Below are 12,218 nucleotides of genomic sequence, written 5' to 3' on the forward strand. Positions count from 1 at the left end.
ACGCTTTCAATCACTAACCGCGCCTCCTTATCCTGAGTCAACTTGCTAATTAAGGCGTCACTCTATCGTGACGCCACAACCAACAAAAGTTGAAACCAATCCAACTCAGGAAGAACGGCATGCGCCTGATTTTTACAGATAAACCCCGCATTATTGATCGCTCCAACTTCGATAAAAATGAAAAAGCCAAAGTCATTGAAGCTTTAATTACCTGCTCCAAAATGACTCACGATGAGGACTTCTGGTCCACTACCGGCTGGTTTTCGCACCTGCATGGCAAATCCAGGTTCGGCAGCATTTTCATTCCGCGCGTGCCTGACAGCACCTTTGACGAAGTGTACGACCCGGCACGCAACCTGTTGCAAAAAATGATCGCGAAGGAAGAGTTTTCATACCTCCCAAAGCAGTACGACCTCACCCTCGATGCCCGATTTGGCGTCGATGGCAACGGCGTACTGTTCGCACTCGAATTTACCGGTCGACGCGACGTACCCGGTGCAGCGAACAGCGAACTTGAAACGCTTGCTGCGTTCGCAAAAATAACCGGCGGTTATGTCTATACCGGCGAAGTCATTCAACTCGCACAATGGCTGGCGTTCGAAGGTTTGACTGCACCTGAATCACGCGACGAGTTAAACGAGCTGATCAGCTACTTGCAGTTCGAGATCCCCGCCGCGCCTGATGCCGGCGATTACCATGAACTACTGAACGCCCCAGAGGATTCGCCGTTTCATTTGTCGACCGCTGATCGCGACGTAATTACAGGCGTCATTGAGGAGGTCACACAGGGCAAGACACGCCTCTTGCAAAAGCTGGTCTTCGCCAATTTCAATGCTATTGCGGTTGTCGATAAACGCGAACACGCCGACAGATTCCTGAAAACATTCTTGAGCGGCAAAGTCGCCAGCAACCTGGGGCAGACGCTGCACGAGCGCCTCAACTGGCAACTGGAGGTGGACGAACAGGTACGCTCACGTCAACTTAAAGAGATGGTTGTGGCTGCGCTGGTCATCGACATGCAAGCCAAATCGAGTCTGGCCGGCTTCGATCCGTACCAACCTGCCAATGCAACGTTACAGGCACTCCAGGTACGCGAAGACTTTGAGGATCATCTGGTTGCTGCCGGCATGGCCGATCCGGACAGTGCGGCGTTGGCGGCGCACCTTCTGCTGGCCGGAGCAGCGCCTGAGCTACTGATACGAGACGTGCCTCCCGGGCTAACCTTGGGAAAGCCTGGCTGGATGGCTCTTTCCCGGGCAGTGGCCTTGATCGAACAGGCTTCGCCCGGCTCATCGCGACTGATGAAATACGCGCACATCATGGCGTTTTCCGAGCTGGCGCCGGTGTCACCCGAGCAAATTCAACTGCATCAGCAAGCGGGCGTTATGCCGGTGATCAACTGGGCAGTTCTCAACAGCGTTATACCCCACCGTGCAGCAAAGGATTACGACCAGGCCCAAGTGGTGACGGCCACGTCTTGCTTCAAGCGATACATGGAAGCCTTCGCGCAATCCGAAACCGGCTTGTCGACGCCACCGCCCAGCCGAAGGAAAGTCGGACTTGAGGAACTGCAAAAGGTAATGCCTGCCGGCGATTATCTGGAACAGAAAGCTTATAAACTGAAATTTGCCGATGGTTTAAACGAGAATGGTTGGCTGGCACTCCTGGGATATTCAAATCCGCTTGGCCATTGGGCCTTGTATCATGATTACCAGTTAAGCAAGACCGACAATAATCAAGATGCAATAAACCATTTATTGCGCATGCGCTTCTCAATCCTGGATCTCTATCTTTCCGACGACTTGATCGAAAACGGTAAGTTCACGCAGCGATTCGACGCCCTGAGCGACTTCCGTCCGCCAGCCCAAGCGTTTGAAAAGCTATCACAACTAAAACCCGCCAATGACGTGTTCAAGCAAGCTGTCGATAATTATTACGACTGCGTACGAACAGCTTTGTCTTCTATTATCAAAATGGCTATCACGAGCCTGCCTGAACGCGACCGCTACGCATTGACCAACGGCAAGCTGTCGTTTTATACCGTGCGAAAAGAAGTCAACCCCCTCAATCCTAATCAGGAAACACAGAACGCCCGTGACGAAGCGATAAGCCGCCACGGTATTATTGTCTGCTGCGAAAATCGCACTTCGTTGCGGGCCTATGAATTTTTCACACTGCGCGGCCTGTTTCGCGAGCGCCCGGAACTGGCTGCGCTGCTAAATAGTACGGGTATCATCAATGACAACCCGAAGCTTTCCTTTACCGGCAGCAAATTCGATTTCCAACCCAAGAACAAGGCCCGCAACTGGCCACTGGATTATGCTGCGTACAACGAAGGAAGCGAAGCACGAAACGGCATCACTTCCAATGTAGTCGTTGAAAAACTTTGGCACTTGAGACTTGAAACTGCCAGCGTGCAGCCCGTGCCTTTATTCTTTTCCCCCCAAGTCAACGATATCGCTGAGTTGCTGCTGACCCATCATCCGGTGGCCAGCCGGGAGGAAATATATGGCTCGCTGAATGTCCCGACTGAACTTGAGGAGTGGCGCACCACAAAAGAGAAGGTAGAAACCCTGCTGATCAACATCGTCGTCCCCTTCAAGCAATGTATCGAGGATATCCGCTCGGGGCGGACGGACCGGGTCGCTGAAGGCATTGGTGGATGTGTGCTCGACGGACTTTCCATCATCGGATTGATGATCGGCGTGGGGGCGTCGGTGGCGAGCATCATCGCCAAAACCGGTTCGACCACCGCGAAAATATTGAAGATCGCCAGCACTGTCGCCCGTGCTGCCGTGTCTGTTTTCAACCCCCTCGACGGGCTCCCGGCGTTGGCACAGGGAGGCTTTCGTTATGCCAAGCGCGGCATCGTTTACGTGGGCAAGCACTCCCTGAACGCTATCAGCACGGCAACCGGGCAGTTGAAGAAACTCGCCATCGGCACCGATATTCATCCGTTGATCAAGGCCGGCAGTCTGAGCGACGTGCGCGTGGCTGCGTGGCGTCATGCCGATGATCTGGGCGATGCGATTGATCTTGCAGTGCTCCCGCGCAATAAGGAGTGGCACGCACTGAATATCAAAACCGGTGGCGCGTGGGGGCCGCGCCTGAAGGTCCAGGGCTTGGGTGATTTTTCACGTTTGAGACAACTGTTGGGGCTTAACAAGCCGCACAGCTACACGCGAGGATATTTGACCAAGGCGATTCCGCACGCCAAAAGCAAGTTGGATAACGCGATCAGCACACTGTCGAATGCACCTGATGAAGAAGTACGTGCCGTTTTGAAACACGTATTCGGCACTGACTCCGCCGCCGCCGCGGAGAATCTGGTCGATAACATGCGCGTCATGCGCTCAGACCTTGAGTCGTTGAAGTTGTCTAATATTGAGTTTCGCCCGGCGACGGATAGCGCCGTTGCGGCTCTGTCACCGCCGGCCTATATGCGTTGGAAGGAAGGACTCGCGGGCGGGGTTAAATACGACAAGTCGGCGACACGCTTTCTAAGCGTGTTTCCAACTAATCTGGACGACCACTACAAGCTAAACAGATATGACGATGCCGCTATCGGTGACGTGCTGGTTCATGAAATGTCACACGGCGGCCCCAATACCTTTGATATGTATTATGCGGTCAACTTCCCGGATTCGTTAAAAGGCGAATTTGATGCTGCCGCATTGCTCGACTTTGCGCGGAACCCGCACAAAGCCCACCCCAACAACCTGTTCAATCCTCACACAAGTTTCCACCGGCCTCACTTTGAGTTGTTCGACAAAGCCAAGAGCAGCTTCCCACAGGTTGTCCGGGACTACCCCGCGCTGGCGAATGCGGAATCCTATTTATTGGCCGTCGCATTGCTTGACCAACGCAAGACCCTTCCTGACCAGTTCGCCGCTAATTTGCAAACCATTGAACAGGGTGTGAAAAACACCACAACGCTGGGTTTCATTGATGGCCCGGTGCTGCTCGGTCTCTCGAAAACGCCTCGCCCGCTCCCATGATCCCGTAGCCTGAAACAAGGCGCATCCGGCCACCTTCACTGTGGTTTAATTGCGCCTTTTTTCGCCAGTACTCAAGGATCCAAACATGACTCGCCCCTGCGCCACCAAAGTTCTGGTTATCGGTTATGTCTGGCCCGAACCCCGTTCTTCGGCGGCCAGCGGGCATGTCATGCAAATACTCGAAACGTTCCAGCGGCAAGGCTGGGACATCACCTTCAGCAGCCCGGCCGGGCCCGGTGAACACAAGGCCGATCTCGCCTCGCTGGGCATCCGCGAAGTCGCCATCGAGTTGAACAACAGCAGTTTCGACGCGTTCATCACAGAACTTGCACCGGACATCGTGCTGTTCGACCAATTCATGATGGAAGAACAGTTCGGCTGGCGCGTGGAAAAGCACTGCCCGAACGCGTTACGCGTACTGGAAACCTCCGATCTGCAAAGTCTGCGACATGCGCGACATCAACGGCTCAAAGAACGATTGAAAGCCAACACTGATCAGGATGACTTCAGTGAGTTGTTCCGCCCTGCCCTGCGCGAAGAGTTTGAACGGATGGCCGACACCGATATGGCCAAGCGCGAAATCGCCGCACTGTATCGCTGCGACTTGAACCTGATGATTTCTGAAGTCGAAATCGAACTGCTGGTCGAGCAATTCGGCTTGCCACGCGACTTGCTCCATTGGTGTCCGCTGATGATTGATCCGCCGGCGACGGCGCACCGCGCATTTGCCCAGCGTGCGCATTTCCTCAGCATCGGCAACTTCCGCCACGCGCCGAACTGGGACGCCGTACTCTGGATGAAAACCACACTCTGGCCGTTGATCCGTCAGCGACTTCCCGACGCCCAGTTGCACGTTTATGGCGCTTATACACCGCCGAAAGCCACAGCCCTGCACAATGCCGCTCAAGGGTTTCACGTGATGAACTGGGCGGAAGATGCCTTGCAGGTGATGTCCGAGGCGCGCATTTGTCTGGCGCCCTTGCGCTTCGGTGCGGGCATCAAAGGCAAGCTGATCGATGCCATGCTCTGTGGCACTCCAAGCGTGACCACGCCTGTCGGTGCCGAGGCCATGCATGGCCCGCATGCCTGGTCTGGCGCGGTCGAAAGCTCGGCATCGGCGCTGGCCGACGCGGCCGTCCAGCTTTATCAGGACGAAACACGCTGGCAAGCAGCCCAAGCGACCGGTGATGCCTTGCTCGCCGAACGCTATCAGCAAGCGATACACGGCCCCGCGCTGGTTGAAAAGTTGCAGTTCTGCCGGCAGCACTTACAAACCCGTAGAAACGATAATTTTACCGGCAGCATGTTACGACATCATCTCCACAAGAGTACGCAATACATGGCGCAATGGATTGAAGCAAAAAACCAGCGCGATTGAATACAGCAATTCTGGTATATCCATTTACATATAACTCGCATTAAAACAAGCATTGGCTCAACAAGAAACAACCACTATAACGTTCCTGCGAAAACAACTTCTGCCTCCGCACAAAACAACGCAGGAACAACCACATGAACAATGGAACAAGTATCCAGGTACACCAATGGATGGCTGATACGCCGCACATCGATAACTTATCGCTGATGGAACTGACATTACCCGGCACACACAACGCGGGCTGCGACTGGGAAGCTTCCTACCCGCTGATTCCTGGAGCCAACTGGCTCGCGTGTCAGGACGTGCCGTTTTATTCGCAATTGAATCGCGGCGCAAGGGCACTTGACGTCCGACTCATTTATGACGCGAAAGCTTCAGGCTTCAACAAGTTTCGCTTCCAACACAGCAATTACCGCTCTACTCGACATTTGGGTGATCTTGTTCGCGACATTAATGGTTTTCTGGAGCGAAGCAGCGACGAGTTTATCGTTCTGGATTTCCATGAACTTGCCGATGGCAGCACCAAATTCAATCACGCCGAGTTCAAACAACTGATGCTGCAACATCTGGGCGAACGGATGATCCCGCCGGACCATCGCCGCTTGACCCTTGGCGAGCTGAAAGACATCAGTCGTAGGCAAAGAGTGTTGGTGGCGGCATCCGTGCCTTGGACAGTTGACCAAGGCACATTCGACAGGCAGATTGATCATCGCTGGATCGGGCAGTCGCAGGTCAGCACCGCGGAACTGCAGCGCTTCATCACCGAAGTAATGAGCAATCCGCCGGGCACATGGGACATGTGGTCCCTGTCAGCGACCTGCTACACCCTCGGTGGTCCGCAGCGAATTCTCGACGAACTGGACGATTGGTTCGATCCGGCCAGAACAGACTGGGCGAAGAAGTGCAACATCATCAACTTCGACTTCATCAAAAATTCGAACATCGTGAAGTTCTGCCTGGAGGTCAATCGGCAGAAAGCCATGGATAAATCGGCGCTCGAACGCAACCGACAGGGCCGTTGACCGTCACGGTGCGCTGGCACAAGGCGCGCGGAACGAGGCATGATCGGCAGGCGATAACAAGAAAAGTACCGAGCCATGACCCGAACCGCCCGTGTGACCGACCCTTCTTACGAGTTGATGGATGACCACAACGGGTTATCCATCATCTACCGCCAGCATGGTTTCCCTTGCCCGCTGGTGCGCTGGCATTTCCACAAGGAATACGAACTGCACTTGATCGTCGCCAGTTCCGGCAAAGTGTTCATCGGCGATTACATCGGCAACTTCTATCCCGAGACGCTGTTTCTTACCGGCCCGAATCTGCCGCACAACTGGATCAGCCAGGTGGCCGAGGATGAAGTGGTGGAAAAGCGCGACATGCTGGTCAATTTCACCGATGAGTTGTTTGAAAGCGGTCACCAGGTCTTCGCCGAGCTTAAATCCCTGGCGCCGTTGCTGGAGCGTGCCCAGTACGGCATCGAATTCCGCTGCAAGCGCACGATCCGTCAAGCCATGACCCTGATGCAACGCATCGCCGACAGTCAGGGCATCACCCGCCTCGGACACTTTTTCATCTTGATGGAGTTGCTGGCGGCGAGCGATGATTTTCAGCTGTTGTCCGGCGCCACCACACCGCAGCTGGCGGATGAGCACAACATCGACCGCACCAACCGTGCGGTCGACTACATTTTCAGCCACTACGCCCGCGATATTTCGCTGGAGGAAGTTGCCGAGCACCTGGGCATGACACCGACCTATTTCAGCCGCGTGTTCAAACAGGCCACCGGGCGCAACTTCATCGAGTTCGTCAATCGCCTGCGCATCAGCAAGTCCTGCGAATTGCTGGCCGACGGTGATAAACCGGTCACCGAGGTGTGTTTCGAATCTGGCTTCAACAATATTTCCAACTTCAACCGGCGCTTTCAGCAACTCAAGGGCATGACGCCGTCGCATTATCGGCGATTGGCTGTCCAGCGCCTGACGGAACAAAACCACCACTGACACCGCAAATTCCCTGTAGGAGTGAGCCTGCTCGCGATAGCGGTTTGTCAGCCAACGCATTTCAAACTGACACACCGCTATCGCGAGCAGGCTCACTCCTACAGGGGGCTGTGGGTATCCGAAACCTGTACACATCGGATAAGCCCTGGCCGCTGCAATCCCCTACCCTGCGTTCCCGTCGCCAAAGCCCAGTGCAAAAAAGTATCAACAAAAGTGCGACGGATGATTTGTCACCCAAGCGATTGACCGTTGTAATCAGCGCAGATTCTTCCTGCATTCGGAAGACACAAAAACAATAACTGTCCTTCTGCGACCCGCCGGGTGCAGAAAAGGAGTGCACGATGCAACCCACTGCAAAAGCTCTGCTGGCCCTCACCTGCATGACCCTCGGCAGCGTCAGCCTTGGCGCTCAGACGCTGACCATCGCCACCGTCAATAACAGCGACATGATCCGCATGCAAAAGCTCTCGAAAACCTTCGAGACCGAGCATCCGGACATCAAGCTCAATTGGGTGGTGCTGGAAGAGAATGTCCTGCGTCAGCGCCTGACCACCGATATCGCCACTCAGGGCGGGCAGTTCGATGTGCTGACCATCGGCATGTACGAAGCGGCACTCTGGGGTGGCAAGGGCTGGCTGGAGCCGATGAAGGATCTGCCGGCCGATTACGCCCTCGACGACGTGTTCCCGTCGGTGCGCGAAGGCTTGTCGGTCAAGGGTTCGCTGTATGCCCTGCCGTTCTACGCGGAAAGCTCGATCACCTATTACCGCACCGACCTGTTCAAGAATGCCGGGCTGACCATGCCGGAGCGGCCGACCTGGGAACAGATTGCCGGGTTCGCGGAAAAGCTCACTCAGAAAGACAAAGAGCAGTACGGCATCTGCCTGCGCGGCAAGGCCGGTTGGGGCGAGAACATGGCGCTGATTACCACGGTCGCCAATGCTTACGGCGCGCGCTGGTTCGATGAGCAGTGGAAACCCGAATTCAGCGGTCCCGAGTGGAAAAACGCGCTGAACTTCTACGTCGATACCATGAAAAAATCCGGCCCGCCGGGTGCCTCCAGCAATGGTTTCAACGAGAACCTTGCGCTGTTCAACAGCGGCAAATGCGCGATCTGGGTCGATGCCAGCGTGGCGGGGTCATTCGTCACCGACAAAACCCAAAGCAAGGTCGCCGATCACGTCGGCTTCACCTTTGCCCCGCATCAGGTCACCGATAAAGGTTCAGCGTGGCTGTATTCGTGGGCTCTGGCGATTCCGACCAGCTCCAAGTCCAAAGACGCGGCGAAAGTCTTCAGCGCCTGGGCCACCTCCAAAGCGTATGGCGAACTGGTCGCCAAGACCGACGGCATCGCTAACGTGCCGCCGGGCACCCGCGCCTCGACCTACAGCGATGCGTACATGAGCGCCGCGCCGTTTGCCAAGGTGACGCTGGAATCGCTGAAAGCAGCCGACCCGAGCAAGCCGACGCTAAAACCGGTGCCTTACATCGGTATTCAGCTGGTGACCATTCCTGAGTTCCAGGCCGTGGGCACCCAGGTCGGCAAGCTGTTCTCGGCGGCGCTGATCGGCCAGAGCTCGGTGGATCAAGCCCTCACCGCGGCCCAGCAAACCACTGAGCGCGAGATGAAGCGCGCGGGTTATCCCAAGTAATTCCACGGTTCGCTCTTGCCTTTTGTAGGAGTGAGCCTGCTCGCGATAGCGGTTTTCCATCCAGCCAAGTGGTGACTACCACACCGCTATCGCGAGCAGGCTCACTCCTACAGGGGATCTTCATTTGCCTGTCGGAAATCGGTTACTGCCATGAATACTTCAACTGCCAAAGCCCACCTCGACCTTGCGCCACCCCAGCGCAAAATCCGCGTGCGCAATCCCGGCTGGTTTCTGGTCAGCCCTTCGGTGGCGCTATTGCTGCTGTGGATGATCGTGCCGCTGGGCATGACCGTGTACTTTTCGATGATCCGCTACAACCTGCTCTACCCCGGTGAAAACCAGTTCGTGGGGCTGGAGAACTTCACTTACTTCCTGAGCGATTCGGGGTTCATGCCCGGTGCGACCAACACCCTGCTGCTGGTTGGCAGTGTGTTGCTGATCAGCGTGGTGTTCGGCGTGTTGATCAGCGCGCTGCTGGAAGCCAGTGAATTCCTCGGTCGCGGCATCGTCAGGGTCATGCTGATATCGCCGTTTTTCATCATGCCCACGGTTGGCGCGCTGATCTGGAAGAACCTGATCTTCCACCCGGTTTCGGGGATCCTCGCCTACATCTGGAAACTGTTCGGGGCGCAACCGGTGGACTGGCTCGCGCACTACCCGCTGCTGTCGATCATCATCATTGTTTCGTGGCAGTGGTTGCCCTTCGCGATCCTGATCCTGATGACCGCCATGCAGTCGTTGGATCAGGAACAGAAAGAAGCCGCACGCCTGGACGGTGCCGGCCCGATCGCGATTTTCTGGCACCTGACCCTGCCGCACCTGGCACGGCCGATTGCCGTGGTGGTGATGATCGAGACGATTTTCCTGCTCTCGGTGTTCGCCGAGATTTTCACCACCACCAACGGCGGTCCCGGTTACGCCTCGACCAACCTTGCCTACCTGATCTACAACCAGGCGCTCGTGCAGTTTGACGTCGGCATGGCTTCGGCAGGCGGCTTGATTGCCGTGGTCATTGCCAACATCGCCGCGATCATTCTGGTGCGGATGATCGGCAAAAACCTGACTGACAAAACCTGAGGCCCGCCATGACTCTCCAACAATCCCGCCGCTTGCAAAGCCTGTTGCTCGGCACGCTGGCCTGGGCCATCGCGATCGTGATTTTCTTCCCGATCTTCTGGATGGTGATGACCAGTTTCAAGAGCGAAATCGATGCGTTCGCCACGCCGCCACAGTTCATCTTCGCGCCGACGCTTGAAAACTATCTGCACATCAATGAGCGCAGTGATTACTTCAGTTTCGCCTGGAACTCGGTGGTGATTTCCTTCAGCGCCACGGCGCTGTGCCTGCTGATCGCGGTGCCGGCCGCCTACTCCATGGCGTTCTACGAAACTCAGCGCACCAAAGGCACGCTGCTGTGGATGCTCTCGACGAAAATGCTGCCGCCGGTGGGCGTGCTGATGCCGATCTACCTGTTGGCCAAGAGTTTCGGCCTGCTCGACACGCGCGTGGCACTGATCGTGATCTACACCCTGATCAACCTGCCGATTGTGGTGTGGATGGTTTACACCTACTTCAAAGACATCCCCAAAGACATCCTCGAAGCCGCCCGCCTCGACGGTGCGACGCTGTGGCAGGAAATGGTTCGCGTGCTGCTGCCGATTGCCAAGGGCGGACTGGCATCGACCGTGCTGCTGTCGCTGATCCTGTGCTGGAACGAAGCGTTCTGGTCGCTCAACCTGACCTCATCGAAAGCCGCGCCGCTGACCGCGTTGATCGCCTCGTATTCCAGCCCCGAAGGCTTGTTCTGGGCCAAGTTGTCGGCGGTCTCGACCCTGGCCTGTGCGCCGATCCTGATCTTCGGCTGGATCAGCCAGAAACAACTGGTGCGCGGCCTGTCCTTTGGCGCGGTGAAATGACTATCCCGAACCCGGCACAACCCTCTGTAGGAGTGAGCCTGCTCGCGATGAGGCCGTGTCAGTCGACATCTATGTTGAATGACATTCCGCTATCGCGAGCAGGCTCACACCTACATAAAACGTGCCCGGTTCAACTGAATAATAAATTGCGGAGGCCCATCTCATGGCCAACCTGAAAATCAAGAATCTGCAAAAAGGCTTCGAAGGTTTTTCCATCATCAAGGGCATCGACCTGGAAGTGCACGACAAGGAATTCGTGGTCTTCGTCGGCCCGTCCGGCTGCGGTAAATCCACCTTGCTGCGGCTGATCGCCGGCCTGGAAGAAGTCAGCGGCGGCACCATCGAACTCGACGGCCGCGACATCACCGAAGTCAGCCCGGCCAAGCGCGATCTGGCGATGGTGTTCCAGACCTACGCGCTGTACCCGCACATGACGGTGAAAAAGAACATGTCGTTCGCCCTCGATCTGGCCGGCGTACCGAAAGCTGAAGTCGAAAAGAAGGTCGGCGAAGCGGCGCGCATTCTTGAGCTCGGCCCGATGCTTGAGCGCAAGCCGAAACAGCTGTCCGGTGGCCAGCGTCAGCGTGTGGCGATCGGCCGCGCCATCGTGCGCAACCCAAAGATTTTCCTGTTCGACGAACCGCTGTCCAACCTCGACGCCGCGTTGCGCGTGCAGATGCGTCTGGAACTGCTGCGCCTGCATAAAGACCTGCAAGCGACGATGATCTACGTGACCCATGATCAGGTCGAAGCGATGACCATGGCCGACAAGGTTGTGGTGCTCAATGGCGGCAGGATCGAACAGGTCGGCTCGCCGCTGGACTTGTACCACCAACCGGCGAATCTGTTTGTCGCCGGGTTCCTCGGCACGCCGAAAATGGGTTTCCTCAAGGGCAAGATTGCGCGCATTGACGGCCACAGTTGTGAAGTGGCCCTGGACGCGGGCAGCCGCATCGTCCTGGCGTTCAATGCCGGCGAGCTGAGTGTCGGCAGCGCCGTGACCCTGGGCATTCGCCCGGAGCATCTGGAGCTGGCGCAACCGGGCGACTGCACCTTGCAGGTCACGGCCGACGTCAGCGAACGGCTGGGCAGCGACACTTTCTGCCACGTCACCACCGCGGCCGGTGAAGCCCTGACCATGCGCGTGCGCGGCGATCTGGCCAGCCGTTACGGTGAACAACTGAGCCTGCGTCTGGACCCGACTCACTGCCATCTATTCAATGCCGACGGCGTGGCGCTGACCCGCCCACTGCGCGCGGCCGCCTGAGACT

The 12,218-nt window shown here is 56.6% G+C and carries 8 protein-coding genes; all 8 read left to right on the forward strand.

Features of this window, described 5'->3' with window-relative positions:
- Positions 1 to 119 precede the first annotated feature (119 nt).
- The 8 genes from HU765_RS03115 (at position 120) to ugpC (ending at position 12,214) form a co-directional block, all read left to right on the forward strand.
- Positions 120 to 3,998, forward strand: coding sequence for a hypothetical protein (locus HU765_RS03115; protein WP_186618997.1), 3,879 nt, complete (start codon positions 120 to 122; stop codon positions 3,996 to 3,998).
- An 85-nt stretch (positions 3,999 to 4,083) separates the two neighbouring features.
- A complete protein-coding gene (locus tag HU765_RS03120; RefSeq protein WP_186618998.1) occupies positions 4,084 to 5,376 on the forward strand; it encodes a glycosyltransferase in 1,293 nt (430 codons plus the stop codon).
- Positions 5,377 to 5,510: 134 nt separating this feature from the next.
- On the forward strand, positions 5,511 to 6,398 hold the full coding sequence (locus HU765_RS03125; protein WP_186618999.1) for a phospholipase: 888 nt from the start codon (positions 5,511 to 5,513) through the stop codon (positions 6,396 to 6,398).
- 75 nt (positions 6,399 to 6,473) lie between these two features.
- A complete protein-coding gene (locus tag HU765_RS03130; RefSeq protein ID WP_186619000.1) occupies positions 6,474 to 7,379 on the forward strand; it encodes an AraC family transcriptional regulator in 906 nt (301 codons plus the stop codon).
- A 341-nt stretch (positions 7,380 to 7,720) separates the two neighbouring features.
- Complete coding sequence (locus HU765_RS03135) at positions 7,721 to 9,031, forward strand: sugar ABC transporter substrate-binding protein (RefSeq protein ID WP_186619001.1); 1,311 nt, start codon at positions 7,721 to 7,723, stop codon at positions 9,029 to 9,031.
- A 150-nt stretch (positions 9,032 to 9,181) separates the two neighbouring features.
- A complete protein-coding gene (locus HU765_RS03140) occupies positions 9,182 to 10,108 on the forward strand; it encodes a sugar ABC transporter permease (RefSeq protein WP_186619002.1) in 927 nt (308 codons plus the stop codon).
- An 8-nt stretch (positions 10,109 to 10,116) separates the two neighbouring features.
- Positions 10,117 to 10,947 (forward strand): carbohydrate ABC transporter permease, encoded by an 831-nt coding sequence (locus HU765_RS03145; protein ID WP_186619003.1) that lies wholly within the window; start codon positions 10,117 to 10,119, stop codon positions 10,945 to 10,947.
- A gap of 163 nt (positions 10,948 to 11,110) precedes the next feature.
- Positions 11,111 to 12,214: a sn-glycerol-3-phosphate ABC transporter ATP-binding protein UgpC gene (ugpC, locus tag HU765_RS03150; RefSeq protein ID WP_186619004.1), complete on the forward strand. Its 1,104-nt coding sequence runs from the start codon at positions 11,111 to 11,113 to the stop codon at positions 12,212 to 12,214.
- Positions 12,215 to 12,218: the final 4 nt, after the last annotated feature.

Source organism: Pseudomonas sp. SWRI81 (assembly GCF_014268545.1).
Classification (GTDB): domain Bacteria; phylum Pseudomonadota; class Gammaproteobacteria; order Pseudomonadales; family Pseudomonadaceae; genus Aquipseudomonas; species Aquipseudomonas hamedanensis.

Excerpts from the sequence above, each read along its gene's own strand:
- HU765_RS03115 (WP_186618997.1), top strand. The coding sequence starts at position 120 with ATGCGCCTGATTTTTACAGATAAACCCCGCATTATTGATCGCTCCAAC.
- HU765_RS03120 (WP_186618998.1), top strand. The coding sequence starts at position 4,084 with ATGACTCGCCCCTGCGCCACCAAAGTTCTGGTTATCGGTTATGTCTGG.
- HU765_RS03125 (WP_186618999.1), top strand. The coding sequence starts at position 5,511 with ATGAACAATGGAACAAGTATCCAGGTACACCAATGGATGGCTGATACG.
- HU765_RS03130 (WP_186619000.1), top strand. The coding sequence starts at position 6,474 with ATGACCCGAACCGCCCGTGTGACCGACCCTTCTTACGAGTTGATGGAT.
- HU765_RS03135 (WP_186619001.1), top strand. The coding sequence starts at position 7,721 with ATGCAACCCACTGCAAAAGCTCTGCTGGCCCTCACCTGCATGACCCTC.
- HU765_RS03140 (WP_186619002.1), top strand. The coding sequence starts at position 9,182 with ATGAATACTTCAACTGCCAAAGCCCACCTCGACCTTGCGCCACCCCAG.
- HU765_RS03145 (WP_186619003.1), top strand. The coding sequence starts at position 10,117 with ATGACTCTCCAACAATCCCGCCGCTTGCAAAGCCTGTTGCTCGGCACG.
- ugpC (WP_186619004.1), top strand. The coding sequence starts at position 11,111 with ATGGCCAACCTGAAAATCAAGAATCTGCAAAAAGGCTTCGAAGGTTTT.